The sequence below is a fragment of the Pararoseomonas baculiformis genome (assembly GCF_017813395.1).
Classification (GTDB): domain Bacteria; phylum Pseudomonadota; class Alphaproteobacteria; order Acetobacterales; family Acetobacteraceae; genus Roseomonas; species Roseomonas baculiformis.
The window spans coordinates 14,269-35,258 of record NZ_JAGIZB010000031.1 but is presented as its reverse complement, the minus strand read 5'-3'; the positions used below and the strand labels follow the sequence as shown (position 1 = coordinate 35,258).

General features: G+C 68.8%; 14 protein-coding genes, 2 pseudogenes and 1 other annotated feature. Of the genes and pseudogenes, 5 read left to right on the top strand and 11 right to left on the bottom strand.

The features are described from left to right. Positions 1-92: 92 nt before the first annotated feature. Genes J8J14_RS21470 through J8J14_RS21460 form a run of 3 tightly spaced genes read right to left on the bottom strand, consistent with a single transcriptional unit; the run spans position 93 to position 3,374 of the window. Positions 93-2,144: a UvrD-helicase domain-containing protein gene (locus J8J14_RS21470; protein ID WP_209381601.1), complete on the bottom strand. Its 2,052-nt coding sequence runs from the start codon at positions 2,142-2,144 to the stop codon at positions 93-95. Between the two features lie 13 nt (positions 2,145-2,157). Continuing rightward, complete coding sequence (locus tag J8J14_RS21465) at positions 2,158-2,979, bottom strand: hypothetical protein (protein WP_209381600.1); 822 nt, start codon at positions 2,977-2,979, stop codon at positions 2,158-2,160. Then, complete coding sequence (locus J8J14_RS21460; RefSeq protein ID WP_209381599.1) at positions 2,976-3,374, bottom strand: hypothetical protein; 399 nt, start codon at positions 3,372-3,374, stop codon at positions 2,976-2,978. The genes J8J14_RS21465 and J8J14_RS21460 overlap by 4 nt, the downstream gene beginning before the upstream one ends. Before the next feature lie 80 nt (positions 3,375-3,454). Between J8J14_RS21460 and J8J14_RS25525 the strand changes: the two genes are divergently transcribed. The 3 genes from J8J14_RS25525 to J8J14_RS21450 all read left to right on the top strand — a co-directional run bounded on the left by J8J14_RS25525 (position 3,455) and on the right by J8J14_RS21450 (position 10,157). Then, positions 3,455-3,586: a hypothetical protein gene (locus tag J8J14_RS25525; protein ID WP_280843003.1), complete on the top strand. Its 132-nt coding sequence runs from the start codon at positions 3,455-3,457 to the stop codon at positions 3,584-3,586. Between the two features lie 239 nt (positions 3,587-3,825). After that, the gene (locus tag J8J14_RS21455) at positions 3,826-9,171 is read left to right on the top strand and encodes a hypothetical protein (RefSeq protein WP_209381598.1); all 5,346 of its coding nucleotides are present in this window, start codon (positions 3,826-3,828) and stop codon (positions 9,169-9,171) included. 35 nt (positions 9,172-9,206) lie between these two features. Next, a complete protein-coding gene (locus J8J14_RS21450) occupies positions 9,207-10,157 on the top strand; it encodes a hypothetical protein (RefSeq protein WP_209381597.1) in 951 nt (316 codons plus the stop codon). 272 nt (positions 10,158-10,429) lie between these two features. Here J8J14_RS21450 and J8J14_RS21445 read toward each other — a convergent pair. The 5 genes and pseudogenes from J8J14_RS21445 to J8J14_RS21425 form a co-directional block, all read right to left on the bottom strand. After that, positions 10,430-11,987, bottom strand: a pseudogene (locus J8J14_RS21445) (ISL3 family transposase). A gap of 137 nt (positions 11,988-12,124) precedes the next feature. Continuing rightward, positions 12,125-13,171 (bottom strand): hypothetical protein, encoded by a 1,047-nt coding sequence (locus J8J14_RS21440; RefSeq protein ID WP_209381596.1) that lies wholly within the window; start codon positions 13,169-13,171, stop codon positions 12,125-12,127. Next, complete coding sequence (locus J8J14_RS21435; protein ID WP_209381595.1) at positions 13,172-14,494, bottom strand: MBL fold metallo-hydrolase; 1,323 nt, start codon at positions 14,492-14,494, stop codon at positions 13,172-13,174. Further along, positions 14,491-14,916, bottom strand: a complete 426-nt coding sequence (locus tag J8J14_RS21430) for a hypothetical protein (protein ID WP_209381602.1) — start codon at positions 14,914-14,916, stop codon at positions 14,491-14,493. Before J8J14_RS21430 ends, J8J14_RS21435 begins: the two co-directional genes overlap by 4 nt. A gap of 509 nt (positions 14,917-15,425) precedes the next feature. Continuing rightward, positions 15,426-15,620: a hypothetical protein gene (locus J8J14_RS21425; RefSeq protein WP_209381594.1), complete on the bottom strand. Its 195-nt coding sequence runs from the start codon at positions 15,618-15,620 to the stop codon at positions 15,426-15,428. A 19-nt stretch (positions 15,621-15,639) separates the two neighbouring features. On the opposite strand from J8J14_RS21425, the gene J8J14_RS21420 reads away from it, so the two are divergent. Then, positions 15,640-16,868, top strand: a protein-coding gene (locus tag J8J14_RS21420) for an IS3 family transposase (RefSeq protein WP_209381593.1) whose coding sequence is annotated in 2 segments (ribosomal slippage) — positions 15,640-15,931 and positions 15,931-16,868 — 1,230 coding nt in all. Because the reading frame shifts where the segments join, the coding sequence is not laid out codon by codon here. Next, positions 15,924-16,040: a sequence feature (AL1L pseudoknot), on the top strand. (Overlaps the previous gene by 117 nt.) A 174-nt stretch (positions 16,869-17,042) precedes the next feature. Next, the gene (locus tag J8J14_RS21415; RefSeq protein WP_408896473.1) at positions 17,043-18,335 is read left to right on the top strand and encodes an IS701 family transposase; all 1,293 of its coding nucleotides are present in this window, start codon (positions 17,043-17,045) and stop codon (positions 18,333-18,335) included. A gap of 57 nt (positions 18,336-18,392) precedes the next feature. Here the strand turns inward: J8J14_RS21415 and J8J14_RS21410 are convergent, their stop codons facing one another. The 3 genes and pseudogenes from J8J14_RS21410 to J8J14_RS21400 form a co-directional block, all read right to left on the bottom strand. Beyond that, positions 18,393-19,394, bottom strand: coding sequence for a DDE-type integrase/transposase/recombinase (locus tag J8J14_RS21410; RefSeq protein WP_209381592.1), 1,002 nt, complete (start codon positions 19,392-19,394; stop codon positions 18,393-18,395). A 3-nt stretch (positions 19,395-19,397) separates the two neighbouring features. Next, a complete protein-coding gene (locus J8J14_RS21405) occupies positions 19,398-19,739 on the bottom strand; it encodes an IS110 family transposase (RefSeq protein ID WP_209381591.1) in 342 nt (113 codons plus the stop codon). A gap of 251 nt (positions 19,740-19,990) precedes the next feature. Next, positions 19,991-20,942: pseudogene (locus J8J14_RS21400) on the bottom strand (IS5 family transposase). Between the last annotated feature and the right edge of the window lie 48 nt (positions 20,943-20,990).

The following is a 20,990-nucleotide window of genomic DNA, read 5'->3' as shown; positions in this document are numbered from 1 at the left end:
GACAGACCATCCAGCAGCGGCGCTTGCTGCATCAGCGCCGAGCCGCCTAACCTCCAGCCCAGATGAGCCCGAGCCTCCGTTAGTTCAGCACCTCACCTGTCCCAAAGCATTCGACGACGGACAGGTCGGTCATGATTGTAGCGCCCGAGAAGCAGCACTGAGATCCGTTGCTCGGCAGAACTGACGAGCAATCCGGGCACCGCTTGTTCGTGGAGCCGCTGCAGATCCTTGTAGACCCGGCGGAGCGCATCCTCCGACGAGGCACATGCGAAGGCCACCATTGCAGGCCCCTGCCGATCGTTGGTCGTCTGCACGACCTTCACGAGTTGGAGGGGATTCGCCGAGACGAAGGCGCTCGATGCCTCGCACAGCGATGCAGGGCAGCGGAATGTCGTCGTCAGCTTGAGCTGGGACGAATGCGGAAACGTCTGCGCAAATTCCGTCATCACGGACAGGTCCGCGCCAGAGAAACGGTTGATGCTCTGCCAGTCATCACCAACGACGCAGAGGTGTCCACGCTGTTGCGTTCTATCCAACAGCGCCTTGAGCATCCTGACGCGAGCTCGGGAACTGTCCTGAAACTCGTCTGCGAATATGATGGTGTAGGGACTGTCGAACCGCCCTTCCTCAATGAGCTGGCTCGCCTGGATGAGCATATCGTCGAAGTCGATGCACCCAGCCTGCTCGAGACGGCGTTCCCACTCCGCTGCGATTCGTTCGTAGAGAGCCAAAAATCTAATTGACCGTGCGACGTGCGGATCGCGGCTGTTGTCGACGTCAACTTGGCGCATCAGGGTCTTGATGGATAGTGCGCTCCCTTTGGCATGCTGCTGGAAGGCACGCATGAGGCCGGCCAGTTCGAGTGTTTCGAGCGGTGGCTGGCCCTTGGCGGGTCTTGATGCGTCGAGGACCGGTTCCACTCCGCGCGCCTTCAAGGCGGTCGCGAGTTCATCAAATCCGCGTCCCCTGCGCAGGCTGTGCGAGGTCGTTTCAAAAAGGTCGGTTTTGTGCTCGGCGTGGCAGGCACGCTTCCACACGACGCCGGCGACGTAATCGCCAGTGAAGTGCGGCGGGGGCCTTCCCTCTCGGTTGAGGGCGAAGTGCTCATGGTACAAGCCGGCGTCCGGATAGAAGAAGTCGGGCCGGTACTGCAGGTGCGCTTTGGTTCGCGTGTTGTGCTCGTAGTCGCGTTCATATTCGTATCGCACACCATGAAAGAACAGCCAATCCGAGATCAGGCGCTCCTCCTCGCTTTTCACCCAGTCGCCACCAGCCGTGCGGATGCCTCCTCGTGCATTGTCTCCAGGCTGGGCTAGATCCTCGATGCGCCCGACGGGCCGCCCATAGACGGTGCGGAACAGGTCCCAATCGACACCGAACGCCGGGTCGCGTGTGCGCAGATCGTCGACGATCGACGCGATCATCTCCTTTTCCTGAGCGGGTGGCCCGACCCACTTCGCCACAGCCGGCGCCAGGCCGTTTACCTCCGCCAGCACCGACTTGCCGAAGGCGTGGAACGTGCGCACGGTAACGCGCTCGACGCCCTCAACATTGGCAAGGCGCTTATGCACTCGTTCGCGTAGCTCGTCGGCCGCCTTAGTGTTGAATGCGAGCAGCAGGATCTGCTCGGGGTCGGCGAGCTTTTCGTGGAGGACGTAGCCGGTCTTGGCGACCATGGTCGACGTCTTGCCTGAGCCGGCTGCCGCGACGATCTGAACCGCGTCGTCCATGCAGATGCAGGCATCCGCCTGCTCATCGGTGAGCGGCGAGGCCTCGACCGAATCGAAGAACGCATTCAGCTTGGTCTTCTGATCGGTCAAGTGCTGCTGATTGTTGGCCGCGAATTCGGCGAGGAGCTTTCTCGTTGCTACACGCTTCGTCGCGCCTAGGGTATCGTTCTCAGATCCTGGCGGAGGATGGGCCGCGATAATCCGGTGAGCAGCACTTTGCGGGATCCAGCGTGTCCGATCGACCTCAGGCTCCCACCTTCGTCGCCAGCCGGCTTCCTTCTCGGCCTGCTGGCGGCGAAACTGATCCATATCGAATGGCTTCGACGAACCTTCACCGAAGGAAGAACGCTTGTCGTTGGAGCCGAACAGGATTCCCAGGGCCGCCACCGCCCCAAGGGCAAGCCACTCGATCACCGCCCGTGACCTGTCACGTGCGGTTCTCTTCGCGATACTCCCCCACGACCCAGATGAAGCTCTGGACGTCGATGCGGTCGGCCGGATTGAGCTGCGCGATACCCGCCGCCGTGTCGTCAGCTAGGTCGAGCAGGCTCTGATACACGTCGGCCCGGATCTCGGAATCATAGTCGATGGCGAAGCGGTGGCCGATCCGTTCCGCAAAGTCGCGGGTTGCGGTGGGCTTGAGGAACATGTGCTTGTCGGGGGACCACAGGAACGGCAGGTAGGTGGCGATCGGCCAGGTCAGCGTGCCATGCGGTGCGATCGCGTTCCGCATCCCGGCGATCCCGGTGTTGAAGTCACCATTCGCGAACGCAGCTGCGGCGCGCAGAAACGCGCTGCCATGCACCGCCAGGATCTCGCGCAGCCTCGTCGACTCCTGCAGCGATGGCATGTGGGTCCACAGCTGATCCTTCTTGAACGCAGCCGCCAGCGTCTTCCCATCGACGTTGGTTGCGTTCGCGGCGGCAGCGAGGGGTAGGAGTGCCGTGAGGGTATTGTGCGCATCGACCTTATAGCGGCGCTCACCGTCACGGGCCGTGTAACGCTGCCCGGAGAAGCCGCCGGGCATGAACTGCAGGAAGCGCGCAATTGCCCCCTCCATCCCGAAATAATTGGGATGCACTGTGCCCGCAACATTCATAAGGCGGGCCCGAAGCCGCTCCCTGTCGTCGTCGTGCAGCTTCTCGCCCAGGATCTTTCCGCCCTGAATGACGACGCCGATCCATCCTCCATCCTTATCCTGGCCGATGCGGAGGATGCACTTGCCGTAATTCTCGTCCAACGTCTTCATGCCGCAGCACCGGAAAGGTCATCCAGATTGAGCTTCTCGCCCGACTTGAGGATGTCGTAGATGATGTCGGGCAGGATCCCCATCGCCTGCTTGTCGCCCTTTAGGAGCAGCTTCGCCAAGGCGTTGTTGGAGGTCATCAAGCGCACGATGGCGCCCTGCACGGCCCCGGGCAGGTTGCCCTTCATCGCCAGCTCCTTCTCGGTCCGCCCGACCTGCGCCATCACGACCTGGTTTTCCTGAGCGATGGAGGCGATCTGGTTGACGAAGTGCGCTTGGTCACTGAGCGGCGCGGCCTCCCCGAACAGGCGGTTCAAGCGGCGGATGAGCTCGAGCAGATATACCGGCGTGCTGCCAGGCATCGGTGACCCGCCCGAACCGGTCGGCTTCAGGATCACCTCATCATCTCCAGGGGGCACCGTCAAGTCGGTGCCCTGCCAGCTTGCCGGAGCGGTCCACCACTGCGTAGTTGGCTGAGATGACCTCCCCCGCTGCCTGCCCCAGCTTCGCCGGGTATCGCTTCCCGGCCGAGATTATCAGCCAAGCGGTGTGGCTCTATTTCGCGTTTGAGGTTTGGTCCGACATCAGCGGGGTCACCGCGCTCGCTTGATCACCCTCGATCCCGCGCTCGATCAGTCAGCCTACTCGCGTCGACGTCGGCAAGTTCACGGTATCCTCTGGACACCTCAGGAAACCGAGGGTTACGTTTCGGTGCCCGCATAAAAGGAGTCCAGCCCGATCTGACACTGTCCGATTGGGGCCGGCGCAAATCCTTCACCCACATGCAAGGGCGTTCACTTCCACCGCTGCTCGGCCCCGGGCCTGTTTTCGGATCAATCGGAACGTAGAATGAGCGATGACGACGGTGTCGATGCGGAAGCAGCCCTGGACTCCGAGTTGGAGAGAGTAAGGACCGATATCGCGCAGATTAGGGCGCTTTGCGAGCTGACCTTACGCTCCGCGACCCCGCGCGCTGAGGAACTGGAGCAGATCGCCGCTGCGGCCGCCGAGGCGGCCAGGGCTCTCCGGGCGGTTGAGGGTGCAATGGCCGCCCGGCGCAGGAAGCGGCTCGCGTCAATCGTGGCGTTCTTCCCCCATCTTGCCCTTCCCGCGGCGCTCGATCTGGAAAGGCTGAATGACGACGATCTCGGCCAGCTCGGCCATGCCGCGATGAGGGCCAGCGAGGCTCACCGGCGCCTCGAGTCCGCGAAGCAGCAGCTAAGGGACGCCATTGATCAGGATGAGTTCGAGGAGGTCGCGCGCCTCAATGCTGAGGCACAGGCAGCGCGCGAGGCCGGAGCCGCGGCGAGGCGGCAAGTGGACGAGCGGCTCTCCGCCTGGGCCGCCCGGTCCGGGGACGATGGCGTAGCGCCGGCCCCCTCGGCTGATGCCGGTCGAAGCGTGCCGGACCTCCCATTGGCTAAGGAACTGCCGCAAGAGAAGGCGGAGCTGTCCGCCTCGGCGCAGGATCCGCCCGCTGGGCAGGAGGCGGAAGGGACCGGCAGGCAGGACGGCACCATCCCCGTCATGGATGCTGGCGGCGCGACATTCCCGGCGCTTACCGGAGGGCCATCCGACAGCCTGGCCGAAGAAGAGGTGGCCGGCGCCGAGGCCGCCATCTTAGTGAAGCCCGAGGAGCCGAAGCAGACGGCCTGTCCAGCCGACGCGGAGGAGCGTGCCACGTCGGCGGCCCCAGTCATCGAGACGCCCCCCCCAGCGGGGGAGGGAGAATGGCAGCCCGGCACGGTACCCAACGCGCTGCTGCAGGCGCTCGGGAGCGAGCGCCTCGGCCTTGCCGTGGCGCTCGCCGAGGTAGCCGCGCCGGAAGAAGTTCCCGGGCTGCTGAGGGCCGCCCTCCCGCTCACGGCGATGGCGATGGTGGCCGACACAAGCGGTGAGCTCGACGACCGCGTCCGCGAGGCCACACGGCACGTGCTGGACGCGCTACCCCAAGCGCCGGCCGGCAACCCGACCCGCCTCGCCCTCGTCCTCCTGCTGCCGGCGGCAACTACCCTCGCGCTCCTCGCGCCCGGGTCCGGTCAAGCAAGCCTTCTCGCGGCCATTCTGGGGGATGCGGGGAACGACCCCGGCCACGCGGACGGATTGCCCCAACTGCGTGACCTCGCGCACGAGATGTACCAGGGCAGGCATGTGGCTGGCACGGCGCTGATCTCCGCCTCTGACCTCATGGCCGGCCTCGTGACAGAGGAGACGTGGCGCCAGGAGTTCGACGCGGTGTCCCAGGACATCGCGACTTGGCAACGGCAGCAGCTGGCCCGTAGCATCCGCTACGCCGCTGCGACCGACGTCTGGCGCGAGATGCTGCGACCGGGCGGAAGCTTCCACGCCCACCTGCAGGCGGCGGCACAAGCCCTGACGGGGCGGGTTGAGGAGGTGCGGCGTTTCGTCGCGACCATCGACATTGAGCGTGAGATAAGGCAGGTCGAGCGCCAAGTCCGCGGTCCCAACCCGGCCCGCCGGTCCCCGATCTCGGGGCCCGCCTACCGCGAGCTGCACGAGGCTGCCGAGGAGGCGCTGAAGCACCTGCGCCAGTGGCTCTCCGTCGCCGAGCGCGCGCCGTCGCGCGCCGACAAATCCCGCACAAAGCCCATTGCAGAGCTGCGTGCCCGCCTGCTCTCGCGCATTCGCGCGGCGGAGGAAGAGCTGTCCCGGCTTGACGGCCTCCTCGCCGCGGGCGCGCCATGCGGCGCGGCGGCGCTCCGGCGCCTCCTCAGCGTACTCGAGGGAGAGACGCCCAGGTGTGCCGCGCCCTCGCCAGACGCGCTGCTCGGACGCGACTTGGTCGGGGTGCAGGGCATCGTGTTTGGTGCCGGCTGGACCCGCCAACATCCACCGCCGGAGGCGGTGCGAGATGAGCTGATCGCCCTCGCCCAGGCGCCAGCGCCGCCCCCGCCGGCCTATTCCGTGCGCCGGCGTATCGCCGCCGGCGACTACCTCGGCGCCGAGCTGGTGATCGAGCTCACCGGCGACACCGAGGAGCGCCCCACCCTCCTACGCGAGCTGCGCAACGCTCTTGAACGTCGTAAAGCCGACGAGGCGCAAGCGCTGGACGACAAGCGCACCAAGGTTGAGGAAGCGGAGCGCGCCGGCCGGCTGGACGCCGGCCCAGCCCAGGAGCTCACTGAGAGGCTATTGCGTGCGCGGGAGCAGGTAGCTGCGGCAGCTCCGGCGAGCGCGGCGGAGCTATTCGCCGAAGCAAGCCGGCAGGTCGCGCTGGCCGATGCGAAGCTGAGCGAGCGCGCCGTCCTGGCGCGCGACCGCATCATCCTCCGCCTCGACCAACTACGCCAACTGCAGGAGCCGGACCGCGATCGGGTGGAGGGGCTGCTGGAGGCCGGCCAGTTCGCCCTAGCCGAAGATCTTGTGGAGCGGCTGGAGGCCGGCGAGCCACTGGACTCGCACGTGCCCGTACCTGTGGAGGAGGCCTTCGTTGCCTTCTTCCCGGCAGGGGCCGAGCGGCTGGCCGGCTGGCTGCGCGGGCGACGCACGGCAATGCGCGACATCGCCGACAGCACCCTCACCATCCCACAGGACCTGCTCGCGCCCGGCCTGGAGCTGACGCCGGACCTGTCCGCGCTGGCCGAGGCCTGGGCCGACTGCGTGCGCGAGAACTCGCGCAACGGCCTGCACGATGCGCTGCTGCGGCTGTTCACCGCCTTCGGCTTTACCGACCCCGAGCTGCCGGGCTTCGCCACCCCCGCGCGGAAGGTCTCGGAAGCGGTGCTGCAGTTGCGGGTCCGTCCCCTCCGAGACCGCGACACGGCGGTGCTGCCCCAGTTCGGCTCCGAGGCCGAGGGGACCTACCGCCTGCTCTGCCTCTGGCACAAGCGCGACGCCGAGGACATAGCGCAGGCGCTGGCAGCGCTGCCGGGCAGCAGCGCGCCGACGATCGTGCTGTTCTTCGGCCCGCTCGACCACGAGCAGCGGCGGCGTCTCGCTGCGCTCGCGCGCGCGGACCGGCTGCGCTCCATCATCGTGGTGGACGAGGTGCTGGCGCTGCATCTCGGCCTTCTGCCACAGGGGCGGCTTATGTCTCTATTTGCCTGCACTCTACCCTTCACCGACAGTCGGCCGTGGGCCGACACCGGTACGCCGGCGCCGGAGATGTTCTTCGGCCGGGCCCGCGAGCTGCGTGCCGTCGCCGCGCGCAGCGGTGAGTTCACCCACCTGCTCTACGGTGGTCGCCAGCTCGGCAAAACCGCGGTACTGCGGCAAGTCGAGCGCGCCGCGGCGGCGGACCCGGACACGGTCGCGCGCTATGTCAGCATCGCGGAGATCGGCCTGCAGCAGCCGCCGGCCGAGCTGTGGCCGCGCTTGGCCGAGGAGCTGGCCCGCGCTGGCATCACAGTGGGCCGCGCCAGCGGTGCGCCCGCCGTGCGCGCGGCGGTGCGGGACTGGTTGGACAAGCGGCCGGGGCGGCTGCTGCTGCTGCTGCTGGACGAGGCGGACGCATTCTTTGATAAGGACCGGCAGGCGGGCTTCACCGTCACCTCCGCCTTGCGCGATCTGACGGTAGAAACGGACCGTCGCTTTAAGCCGGTGTTCGCGGGCCTGCGCAACGTCCAGAAGTTGGCGCGAGACCCGAACAGCCCGATAGCCCATCTCGGCGCGCCGCTGGTCGTCGGCCCGCTGCTGCGCGGCGAGGAGCGGCGGCAGGCCGAGAGCCTCGTGCGCTGGCCCTTCACCGCGCTCGGCTACCACCTCGACGAGGCAGTCGTCTCGCGCATCTTAGCCTTCGCCAACTACTATCCCAGCCTGATCCAAGTGGTCTGCCAGCGCCTGCTGCGCTCACTGCGCCAACAAAGCGGCGGAGGAGGGCCGCCCTGGACCGTGCGGATGGAAGATGTCGAACGCGTGCTGGAAACGCCGGAGGTGCGCACCGCTGCCTTCGAGCGCTTCCGCATCACGCTGGAGTTGGATCCGCGCTACAACCTGCTGACCCTGCTGGTGGCTAACTTCAGTATGGATGAGCCCGAGCTGCTGGCCAGCGGCATCGATAGTGGCATGCTGCGCGCCCTGGCCGCAGACGCTTGGCCGGCCGGGTTCCCACCAGCCTTCGCCGACGACGCCTTCGCGGCGCTGCTCGACGAGATGGTCGGGCTTGGCCTGCTGCGAGGCGTGGGTGGCGCGCACTACGCGCTTCGGAGCGCGAACCTCGCGCACCTAATCGGCAGCCCCGGCGAGATCCGCCAGCAGCTCGAGAGCTTCGCCAACCGCTCGGCCCCCGCGATCAACGACCCGCTGGAGATGCGGCGGACGATCGGCGGCCGCCCCGGGCTGCTGACGGCGCGGCAGGAGGGGCACCTGCTGGCCCCTGGTAGCGGCGTCGCGATCCTGGCCGGCACCGCCCTCGCGGGCATCGAGACTTGGCGGACTGCGGTGGATGCCGCCTGCCGCATCGCGCGCGAGCGCCACGGCCGGCAGGTGACCGCGCGCGTGCTGGGTGGCCCGTTCCAGCTCGACCGCTTCCAAGCTGCGCTAGGCACAAAGCCTTCCGCGGGCTCCGCCCTTCACATCGTGCCGCCTGAGGCTTCCTGGGACGCAGCCTGGGTGGAGGAGGCGCTGCGGCGAGCACGCGCGGCCGCCAAGGGCGCCTCCCCGCTGCGGGTGCTGTTCCTAGCCAACGCGCAACGCGCCTGGGACTGGGTAACCGATCCTTGCCGCGCCGCTGTGCTGGACGAGGGCGATCCCGCCACCCGCGTAGTGGAACTCACTGCGGGTCCCTGGAGCATCGACGACGTCAACCTCTGGGCCAACGACGCCCCCCTTCGCATGCCCGGGAACACGATCACGCGGGCCACAGGCGGCTGGGACCGCTTGATACGGCAGTTGGAGCGGCTGCCACCCGCCGAGCGCACGGCACCCGCCGACGACCTCGCGCGGCGCCTGCTAGCCCCCAGCCCTGACGGCGACCCGCTGGAGGATGTGCGGGCCCTCCCAAGTGCCGTCGAGACCCTGCGCGCGCTCGGGGACTGCCAGGACGGGCGGCTCGACGGCGAGGTGATCGAGGCCGCGTCGGTCGTAGCCTATTCGGGTCTCGAGGAGGAGGCAGTGGCGCGGATCCTGGCCTGGGCGGAGCTAACAGGCCTGGTCAGGCGGGGGGCGGAGGGCTTCGTGCTCGGCAACGAGGTGCGCCTCGGCCTCGCCCGGCCAATTCCTGCCAGCGCGACGTGATCGAGGTCTGGTCGCTCCCCGGTCCGTCGGCGCTGGTGGCACGCCTCGTGGCTGAGCTGGTGGACGGCCGGCAGTGCCTGCCTGTCGGCGCTGCGCCGCCCGGCTTCCGCCGGGCGGTGGAGGACGCGCTGGCTGCCCGGCAAATCCGCCTGCGCATGATCTACGACGACCCCGCTCTCGACCCCTGGGCCCTGCTGCGGCGCGAAGCCGAGCTGCCGCGCGCGGAGGATCGGCTGCCTACCGGCGTCTGGTGGGTAGACGGCGTCGGGGCGGCGCGGGCGGAGGCCTGGAGCGCCGTCGCCCGCGCACTGGGAGAGGCGATGCGCCACGACGCGCCGCACCGCCGTGCGCTGCTTGTCGTGCCGCTTCCGACCGACAGCCCGCTCGTAACGGGGCTCGACTTGGCATGGCTGCAAGCGGAGCCGCTCGACCGCGTCGATCTGGAAGTGGCCGCCCGCTACCGGGTGGCCACGGCGGAGTGCCAAGGCGTCCTCGCCCGCCTCCGTATCGAGCTCTCCGTCGAGATGGCGAGCGCACGGCTGCCCGGGACAGGCGCGCTCGACACGCTGGAGCACTGGATGGCAGCTTCGGATGAGGCACTGTGCGATCCCGTCCGCTTCCTTTCCCATGCGCGCGCGGATGGTGCCGAGCCGGCCTCTGCCGAGTTCGACCTGTGGCGCATCCACCATGCGGTACTCCTGGGAGAGATCGAGCGCGAGCGACTGGTGATCGTGCGCGCGAATCGCGGCCGTTGGCGTATTCCCTACGACATCCCGGAGACGGAAGGTCGGCCTGCCAAACGGGTGCGCACGGCCGAGCTGCTGGAGCTGAAGTACCTCTACCAGCAGCTTCGCCAGAGCGGGGAGCCGCTTCAATCGCCCCTCCTGAGCCGCTTGCAGATGCTGCGGGAGATGCGCAACGCGCTGAGCCACTTAGAGCCCGCGTCGTTCGCGGAGGTTTCGGCCCTGCAGGCGGGCACGCGGTGAGGCGGACCGGCCGCGCCGCCGCGTCCGGGCGCTTGGCGGGCGCCCTCGACCGGCCCTAGTTAACGGCCGACGTTACGGCACTGATCATGTTGTTGAGCTGCTTTGTCGTCTCGGCCCGGTAGTCCCTTCCCGCGAGGCTGGCCAGCAGTTCCACATCGATCCAGGTATAGGCGGGCTGACTGTCGATGTAGGGCCCACCAGCATCGCGCGTAGTCGCTTGTGAATAGGAGTCCAAACGGGGCTCTGTCGCTGATTGCGTGCTTGTGCGGCCGTCATGGAATGGTGACCAGCCGTGCGCGCAGCAGGTGGAGCTTGCCGCGGCCATACATCTGACGACGGATCAGCTTCAGCTTGGTGACGTAGCCCTCCGTCGGGCCGTTCGACCAGGGCGAGGGCAACGCGGCGCTGACTGCTGCCTTATCGGCGGCGATGCCGCGCCCGAACGGCGCAAGCATGCCCGTCGTCGCCTCGCTGACCCATGCGGGCAGCGCGTCCGAGGCGCGGGTCCGCACCATGTGATGGAAGCGATCGGCGAGGTCTCGCGCCGTGGCGAGTGCCGGCAGGGCGCGTTCGATGGCGCCCACCATCACCGCCTCGCTGCGCGACAGGCGGTCGCGGCCGGACAGCATCGTGCGGGCGATGGTCCGGGCCGGTGGCAACCGGCTCGCGATGGCACCATCGGCCCGTTCGCTGCGTCGCCGGCGGGTGGCCCACTCGCCCACCACCCGCAGGCTACCGCCAAAGCCCTCAGCCCGCAGCCGGCGCCAGAGTTCTGCTACGTTGCGGCAACCGCCGGCCCAGGCCGTCTCGAGCAAGGCAAGCCATGGCTTGAGACTGTTAGCCCTGCTGCGGAACACCTCGTCCTCGGTGTTGCGGAACACGGCCCGGACCAGCTTGCGGCTGCGGCTGGTGCGGCGGACGATGCCTTCAATCGAGGCGCCGCCCCGGGCCATTAACCGGATAGTCCCTGCTCTCCTCGCTGCGCCGGAGATAGCCCTCGTACCGGAGCCACTCGGCGGCGCTCAGCAGGTCGGGGTCGATGGTACCGGCACCAAGAGCCCGACGAATGGGGCCAAGGGCACTCCGGGCGGCCCCAAGGAAGGCCGCGCTGGCGTTCTCCATCAGGTGCCAGCGGTCTGCCACCTGGATCGCGCCCTGGGCAGCCGCGGCGGCCGCGCCGGCAAAGCCGCCAGCCCGGTCACGCGCGACGATGGTGATGTCCGGGTGAGAAGCAAGCCAGGCCCTCACGGTCGTGGGCTCGCGGTCCGGGAGGAGGTCCAGCACCCGCCGACGCTCCAGGTCGCAGATCAAGGTTCCGTAGCGCTGACGTCGGCGCCAAGCCCACTCGTCGATCCCGATCACCGCGGAGGGGCTGGTGGCGGGGACGGTCCGACGGCGGACTGCACGGAGCAGCGTGTCCTTGCCGACGGGCAGCATGGGCCGCCGTGCCAGGGCAGCTCCGGGCCGGCCACCCAGGGCCACGCCGAGGGCCTCAACAAGCCCGTCCAGGCGGAGAGTGCGCCGCCCTCGCCGGCCGGTCATCTCGGGCAAGGGCGGCTGAGTGAAGGTCCGGCGGGGACAGTCCGCGGCGGGGCAGCGGAAGCGGCGTGCCCGGACCAGGAGTTCGACCGACCGGCCATGGGACGGCAGGTCGAGCAGCCGGCGGCGATGGAGGCTGTGAACGCGATCAGAGCGGAGGCCGCAGGTAGGGCAGGTTCCCAAGGTCTGCGCAGCATGGGCCATGATGCTGATCAGATCGGGACCGACTTCGACCTCATCCACCACCAGGCCGGGAGGCAACAGGGCACTCGGGTCGAGGTCGGCCATCATGGCGGTCTCCGCGGGATCAAGCCTCTCCAGAAACGCGGAACGAGCACGCAATCAGCGACAGAGCCCCGGTTGAGTGCTGAACCACAGGCAGAGTGCCGTCCCGTGCTGGCTGCCTGGGCCGGGTGGTGCTGCAGAGATCATCGCGCGGGCTGCGAGCCATCGGTCGAGGATGGCAGGCTCAGGTCGGCTGACGGATCGGCAACCTGCCGCTCCGCGGTTATCTGAAGGTCCTTCATCCAGACGAGCCGCGCGCCGTCGAGCCCAGCCTGGCGCAGCTTGGCCTCGTGCTTCGGCCAGGACTCCAGGCGGGGAGCGGACCCCATTACGATGAGGCGGATTCCATGGTCGAGGACCAGCGGGGCGTCTGGCTGCCCGGCCCGGCGCACGAGGTCGTCGAGCAGCCCGGGCCTTCCCCTGCCGCCGGCGCGCATCTGGGCGAAGGCCTCATGGAGCCGGCACGCCTCCCGCATGGCGCGGATCACCTCCTCGGCCCGCCCCGCGGAGTGGAGCCAGGCCCGGTAGTGCTCCAGCTGGGCCAGCACTTCGGCGTCACCTGCCTGCCTGCGGAGGTCGCCGTTCGGGAAGCTCTTTGCCTCGTAGAAGGCGAGGCGGATGGCGTCTCCGTGAGCTTCCAGCGCAACGATGTCGATCCGCCTCGCCCCAGCCGCCTCGGGGGCGTTCCGCGGCAGCCCCATCTCGACGTCGATGACGTTGGGATTGCGCGCGATGACCGCGGCGACGCCCTTCTTCTCCGCGGCCTCGAGCGGATTGGTCAGCGCGGCATAGGTCTGGGCCTGCTCGATCCAGGAGCGAAGCGTGCCGGTGTCCTCGTACGCGGCGACCTCCTGACCGGCGCGGTTCGTCACGGAACGGCCGAGGAGCGTCAGGTGGTCCTGTCCGACGGCATCGCGGATGACGAACTTGTGGTGGATGCGGGCGTAGGGCTGCCTCGCTGCCGCGTTCCAGCGCACCTCGCAGACCGCCTGTCCTTCCGCGTAGAAGCTCAGATAGTTCCTGCGGACGGCGAGGAAGAGCGGCTGCGGCCGGCCGGTGAGGTCCGTGAAGGTGCAGGACAGCAGGTCCTTCCACCAGTTCTGGGAGGCGGCCCCGGTGAGCGCCCATAGGGCCTCGAGGAAGGGCGGCGTCAGCTGCCGCCTGAACGGATTGCGCACGAAACCCTTCACTCAGACCTCCCACCACTCTCCGTCCGCGCGCCGGACCACCCCCGGCCCGAACAGCGCGGCGAACCTGTCGCCCTCGAAGCTGTGTACGGGCACGAGCGCGCCCGGCGCCACGGCCCGCGCCAGCCGACGCAGGTCCGCGATGCTGGCGTGGCCGGAGGTGTGGACCACCTCCAGCGGCACGCCCCGCCGCTCCAGCTCGGCCGCGAGGCGCCCGCCCGCGCCGTCCCTCAGGTACCCGTCCCACTGCGACCAGATCGCCCGCGCCCCGCCCCAGGCCGCGCCGAGCGCGTCGACGTCGGGCAGCATCGCCGGGCGGAAGAGCATCACGGCGCGCGGCGCGAGCCGGGCCAGGTGCTCGGGGAAGATCCGGTGCGGCCTGTAGGCGTCGACGAGGTCGAACAGTGCCCGGCGCGCCACGTGGCGCCGCTGGTACTCCGGCACGTAGATCGCGACGTCGTCCCACCCGGCGCGGGGAACGCGCGGGTTGCCGGTCGCGGCCAGCACCTCCGCCGCGTAGAGGTCGAGCACCAGCACCCGCCCGGTCCGCCTGCAGGCGCGGTAGAGGCTGACCATGCGGTCGACGTTCTGGGCCGAGGCGCAGACGGCCACGAGGCCCGGCGCGCGCATCCGCTCGGCCAGCAGCAGCTCGACCTGCTCCTCCGTCGGGAAGCGCGCCTCCGGGTCCAGGCGGCCGAGGCTCGACCCCTCCATCAGCATGGCGTGCACGCCCCGGGGCGGGTCGCGCAGCAGCCGCTCGAAGAGCGCGCCCTTGCGGCCGTGGCCGCGCAGGTCGCCCGAGTAGAAGAGCCGCCGTCCTCCCGCCTCCACCAGCAGCGCGTAGGCGTCGTAGGCGGAGTGGTCCACGAGGTAGGGGGTGACCGTGAACGGCCCGATCCGGACGGGCCGGCGGTCTGACAGCTCCGGCAGCTCCGCCTCCGCCGAGAAGGGCACGGGGCGCGGCACGAAGGGCGCGGCGGCGTGGAGCATGCGCCGGGTCGCCGCGCCCATGGCGGTCGGCAGCGGCGCGGCGGCGTGCGGCGCCAGGCCCCAGTGGTCGGCGTGGCCGTGGGTGAGGACGAGTCCGAGCAGGTCGGGCGCTGCCTCCCGCAGCCCGGGCACTGCCGGCAGGAAGTCGGCGGGGTCGCCCGCCGGGTCGGCGTCGAGCGGCATCCCGAGGTCGAGCAGCAGGCGGGCGCCGCCGCAGGACAGCTCCACGCAGGTGCCGCCGATCTGGCGAGTGCCGCGGTGGACGCAGGCGCGGAAGGCTCCCGGCGCGGCGGCGGTGGCGGGGAGGGGGGCCGCGCCCGCTGCGGCGCCGCTCAAGCAGGTGCTCCCGGCGTGGCCGCGAGGCGGCGCGTGCTGCGGTAGTGCAGGTCCGTCCGCATCGCGCTGCGCCCGGGCGGCAGGCCGAAGCGCGCCTCGACCAGCGCGCGGTGCGGGAAGGCCTGCCGGTCGGCGTAGACGACGAAGAGGCCGGCCGGGCGCTCGTACACCACGCGCCCGCGCGGCCACTCCTCGTACTCGGCCCGTCCGATGACCCGGCGCAGGTGCAGCGACGCGGGCTCCAGGCGCAGGCTCCCGTCGCGCCACGCCTCCCAGGTGTCGTAGTGCCCCTCGCCGAAGGTCAGGCAGTCGCCGTACTCCTCAGCCACTGCCAGCGGGCAGCCCCGCGTCACGACCTCGCACGGCCCGCCGCCGTCGCGCAGCAGCCAGAAGATCCCCACGCAGCCCTCTTCGCCCATCACCCACCCTCCTCCCTCTCGGCCCTGCCTCCCGTGAGCGCGGCGCGCTACAGGGCGCTCAGATCCCTATTCGGGTGAGCGAGCGAGAAATTCAGGCTCAGTGAGTAACGATTCTGCGAGGGCGAGCCTCGCGCCGGCCACGGAGGCCGTCAACCTGCGGCGGCCCCGCTCGACGGGGCTCTCCGCCCAGCACGCGCCGGTTCCGGGGCTAGGCGACGGCTCGGGCGGACGCTCGCGTTCCTCGCCAGCGGATGGGGGCACCTGCCCGCCGGGGGTGGCCCTCCCGCGGGCTCGCAGCCCCCCTCCGCCCGGGTCCAAAACTCGCTCGATGAGCCACCGCGCGAACCTGTACCCCTACGTGGCATCCGGGCAGGGGTCGTCGTCGAACGCGGGGGAGCTTGGCCACCCGTGCCGCTCCACCCACGGACCGGCCTCCCGGACCGGCCGAACGGTGACCCAGTCTCGGACGGCGTCGGGCGGAAGGAAGTCGTGACCAAGGAACAGCCGCGACGTCAGACCTCCAGTGCCTCGACGGCATCGCCGCAGGCGCAGGCACCATTCGTGTAGTCGTGGTAGAGCACGGTCCAGCTGGGGAGTTCTGCCTTAATCGCGATCGCGATCGCGCTGCCCTCCACCACGAATGAGCCCAGGTCGAAGGGCCTGCGGTACTCTGGTGTGAACCGCCCCGGGTTCCCTGGAGGCTCCAACTCTTGAGAGGATGGAGTCATGACGAAGAAAACCTCGAACCGGTATCCGCCTGAGGTCCGGCAACGGGCGGTCCGGATGGTGCAGGACCATGGAGGCGACCACGCCTCGCAGTGGGCGGCGATCGGCTCAATCGCGCCCAAGATCGGCTGCACGACGGAGACGCTGCGCGGCTGGGTAAGGCAGGCCGAGCGCGACCAGGGCCTGCGGCCGGGCCCAACCAGCGTGGAAGGGGAGCGGATCAAGGCTTTGGAACGCGAGGTCCGCGAGCTTCGCCAGGCCAACGAGATCCTGCGCAAGGCGTCGGCGTATTTTGCCCAGGCGGAGCTCGACCGCCGGTCCAGGCCATGATCGCCTTCATCGACGATCATCGCGAGGTCTACGGTGTCGAGCCGATCTGCAGAGTGCTGCCGATCGCGCCGTCGACTTACCACGCCCATGTTGCCCGGCGTGCTGATCCGGCTGGGGCCTCGCCGCGCGCTCGGCGGGACCTGGTGCTCATGGAAAGCATCCGGAAGGTGCATGCGGCCAACTTCGGGGTCTATGGCGCGCGCAAGGTTTGGCGGCAGCTCGGCCGCGAGGGCATCGCGGTGGCCCGCTGCACGGTGGAACGCCTGATGCGGAGCATGGGCCTGCGCGGCGTCGTCCGCGGCAAGGAGGTCAGGACCACGATCGCCGACAAGGCCACGCCCTGTCCGTCGGACAAGGTGAACCGCCAGTTCCGGGCGCCGCGTCCGGATATGCTGTGGGTCTCAGATTTCACCTACGTGGCCACCTGGCAGGGCTTTGTGTACGTCTCCTTCGTCATCGACGTCTTCGCCCGGCAGATTGTCGGCTGGCGGGTCTCGCGGACGGCTCATGCGGGCTTTGTTCTCGATGCCCTGGAGCAAGCCCTACATGACCGCCGTCCGGCGAAGGGCGGCCTGACCCATCATAGCGACAGGGGCAGGCAATACGTCAGTATTCGGTACACAGAACGACTGCTCGAGGCCGGGATCGAGCCCTCGGTCGGCAGCGTCGGTGACAGCTACGATAACGCCCTCGCCGAGACGGTTATCGGCCTGTTCAAGACCGAGGTCATCCGGCGCCGTGGCCCGTGGCGATCCCTGGAGGCTGTCGAATACGCCGCCCTCGAGTGGGTCGACTGGTTCAACCACCGCCGCCTCCTCGAGCCGATCGGCAACATGCCACCGGCCGAAGCGGAGGCGCGCTACTACGCCGGACTTGAGGAGCCCGCCCTGGCGGCGTAACCCAAACCAATCAGCCTCCGGCAAATCCGGGGCGGTTCAGAGCCGCCAGAAGCCATTCGTCTGACCGAAGTTTCACCAATCGGCGGTGCTCCCGCCAGAGGCTAATTCTACAGTTGAGGTTTGCCCGAGGCGTCCTCAGGTGTGTGACGGAGGATTGGTTCGTGGAGGCGAGCCATGGTGTCGGACATTGTGGGTGTCCTGAGCTGGCGCGACGAGTTGGGAGCGCTGCAGGCACGGCTGGGCCGGCTGTTCGTCCGGGCGGAGCCCCGGCGGCAGGCAGGCTTGTACCTTGAGGGGCTGTTGAGCTCGGCCAAGCGCAAGAATGGCTGGCAACTGGCCGAACAGATCGGCGATGCGCGCCCCTGGCGGACGCAGCGGGTGCTCAGCCACGTCCTGTGGGACGCGGACGCGGCTCGGGACCTGTGCCGCGATCACGTGCTTGAGCATCTCGGGGCTGATGACGGTGTGCTGATCGTCGACGAGACCGGGTTTCTCAAGAAGGGCGAGCACTCGGTTGGCGTGGCGCGGCAATACAGCGGCACGGCGGGGCGGATCGAGAACGCGCAGATCGGGGTCTTCCTGGCCTATGCCAGCAGCAAGGGGCACGCGCTGATCGATCGCGAGCTCTACCTGCCCAGGAAGGAGTGGTGCGAGGATAGAGGCAGGCGCGCCGAGGCCTCCATTCCCGAGGAGGTGGGGTTCTCCACCAAGCCGATATTGGCGGGCCGCATGATCCAGCGGGCGCTCGATGCTGGCTTGCCTTGCGCCTGGGTGCTGGGCGACGAGGTCTACGGCTCGGACCGCCGGCTGCGGATCGCCCTTGAACAGCGCCAGCAGCCCTTCGTGCTCGCCATCCGCCGCAATGAGAAGCTCTGGGCGGTGCTGGATGGGCATCTCGGGCAGCACGCCGCCTCGCGCCTGGCCGCTCGTCTGCCAGCCCAGGCTTGGCGACGTTTGTCGGCCGGAGCGGGCAGCAAGGGCGAGCGGGTCTATGACTGGGCGCGCTTTCGGCTGACCCGGCTCCAGCAGCCGCCCTGGGATCACTGGCTCCTGGTCCGGCGCAGCCGCAAGAACCCGAAGGACCTCGCCTACTACGTCGTCTTCGGTCCCGACCAGGCCACGCTGGCCACCCTCGCGCGCGTCGCTGGCCGGCGCTGGGCCATCGAGGAGTGCTTCGAGGTCGCCAAGCAGGAGGTCGGCCTGGCCGACTACGAGATCCGCTCGTGGCACGGATGGTACCGGCATATCACGCTGGCCATGCTCGCCTTGGCCTTCCTCGCCGGTATGCGAGCGAAGCTCAACGCCGCCCCGCGGCAAAAAAGGGGACCAGCAACCCCGACCTCTGGTCGACCTCAGCACAGGCGAGATCCGCCATCTCATCAGCGGCCTCCAGCGCGCCGTTGGCGTCGTGCTCGACCGCCTCTTCGAATGGTCTCTCTGGCGCCGCATACACCAGGCCATCGCTAGAACATGCCACTGGCGCCGAAGCCAGCGTGAAGCACGCATGAAACCTCAACTGTAGAATTAAGTGTCCGGTTGTGAGACCTCCTTGGCGTCCTCAGCGATGAGGCGTGCGCGGGCGATGTCGTCTGGCCCGGCGCGGCCTTCAGGTGTTTCGGATTTGGGGCGGGCGAGCTTTCGTCGGGCTCGGAGGCGCTCCCTGACGACCTGGTCGGGTGTCTTGCCGTCGAGGACGCGCTGGCGGCGGGCGTTGTAGGCGGCGTTGAAGCCCCGGAGCAGCTGTTCGAGCTGGGCGTGGGACCAGATGGTGATGCCGAGCACCTCGCTGCCGACCCGGCCGTTGAACCGCTCTACCATGCCGTTGGTTTGCGGCGTGTAGGGGCGCGTGTGACGATACTCGGCGCCGAGCTCGGCGCAGACGCGGGCGAAGGCTGGTGTGAAGCAGCTGCCGTTGTCGGTCAGGACGTGCGTGAGGCGGAACGGGAAGGCCTTGGCCGCCTCGCGCAAGAAGGCGATGGCGCTGCGCTCAGTCTCATCATCCTTGACGGCCAGGTGGACGGAGCGGGACCGGCGGTCGATGGCGACATAGAGGTAGCGCTTGCGGCGCTCGCCACTGGCGGTCTGCAGCTTGGGCAGGTGCTTGATGTCGATGTGGACGAAGCCGAGGTCGTAGTCCCGGAAGGTGCCCTTGCCGCGGATGGGCCGGTCAGACGCGGGAGGACGTCTGCGGCTGAGGCCCTCGGCCCGGAGGATCCGCCAGATGCTGTCGCGGTTCAGGTGGGGCAAGAAGTGGGTCACCACGAAGGTGAGGTCGTCGAGGGCAAAGTTGGTGGCCCGCCGCAGGGCGCAGACCACCGCACGCTCCTCCTCGGTGGCCTTCCAGGGAAGCTTATGAGGCCGGGCCGAGTGGTCGAGGCAGTCCGAGGGTCCTCGCTTGCGCCACTTGCGGATGGTCTCGCTGCTCACCCCAAAGCGCCGGGCGAGCACGCCAGAGGGCTCGGAGGAGCGGGCGATTTCGGCCCGGACGGCGGGGGTGGTGCGGGCATTGGGGTGGATCTGGAGCATGGCTCACCTTCCTCCCTGCACAGCGCCCTTCAGGCGCTCAAAGCGATAGGCGTAGTCTACAATGGCCAGCCCAACCGGATCCCAACAGTGCTCCGCGACCAGACAATTAAGGAACCGGGACAGTCCAGCGCCGTAGGATCCGGTGCCCTCGACACCAAAGGCTCGGACCGAGCCGAGGGACCGTGCCCAGCCCAGCAGGGCCAGGTAGCCACAACCGTTGGCCGGGATGGTCATGGTGCCAAGGCGGGCACCGAGCGCGCTGATCGCGACGGCAGCGTGGGTGAGCTTATGGGTGTCTACGCCGATGATGATGTCGGCGCCGAGCTTGGGCGTAGTCTCGCGCATGCTGTGAGGCTCCAGGCCGAATGGTGGGCCTGACAGCCGAGCGGGCGGACAGAACTGTGACGGGATGGGGTGCCCTCAAGCTCCTATGAAGTCACGAGCCGCTCGACAGACAGGTGCGGCCTGGAGAGCCGACACATCAACGCCATGACATGGGGTCAATTGCGTAAGGGGTCAGGCCCTCCAGGCCACGACCCTACACTCACAGTTGCGGAAATTCGGATGATGTCGTGGCTCGATCTTTGATGCTCTGATCAGGTGCGGACGATGGTGTCGGGCATACCAAGGGCGTTGAAGGTGTTGAGGATGGCGCAGCGGATCTGAACCTCGGCGGTCTGTCGGCCGGGATCGCGGGCCGCGAGACGCTCGCCCAGGCGCTTGACGCGCGACATGGCGGTCTCGGCGAGGCTGCGCCGATGGTAGCCGCTCCACCGCTTCCAGAGCCGCCGGCCGAGGCGGTTGATGGCGCGGAGCGTCTCGTTGCGCGCCGTCGCCCCGGTGGTCCGCGTTCTCCACGGCTTGCCGTTGCGTCGGGGCGGCACGATCAGGGTTGCATCCCGCGAGGCTGTGGCCTCGTAGACGCCGCGTGTATCGTAGGCTCCATCGCCGCTGATCATCCCGATCCGCTCAGCCCTTGGCACCTGGGCCAGCAGGCCCGGCACGATCTCACCATCCCCGTGCCGGTGGTCCGTCATCTCGACCGCCCTGACCTCGTGGCTGTCCGCGTCGATCACCAGATGGACCTTGCGCTAGACCCGGTGCTTGTCGGCCCCGTGCTTTCTGACCTTCCACTCGCCCTCGCCGAGCACCTTCAACCCTGTACTGTCGATCACGAGGTGCAGTGGGTCACCTCGGGCACGGTAGGGGATCGTGACCGTCAGATCCCTCTGACGCCGCGAGAGCGTGCTAGTGCGGCACTCTCCAGTCCAGGCCAGCGATGCCGATCACGCTTCCCGCCATCCCCTGGGCCGCCCGCAACGGGAGCTGGAAGAGAACCGTCAGCGTCAGCACCGCCTGGATCGCCGCATCCGTGAAGACCCGCGGCCGGCCCCGCCGGCCCGTGCCCTCCACCCCGTGCCAGGCCAGATCGGGCGAGATCCAGACTGTCAGGTCACCGCGCGCTACCAGCGCCCGATCGTACTCCCGCCAGTTCCGCGTCCGGTACCGCCGCTGCGGCCGGCCACCACCCGAACCATCCTCGACCATGGCTTCCTCCAGCGCTGATTATCGCAACAACGCCCTTGCCAGATCGAA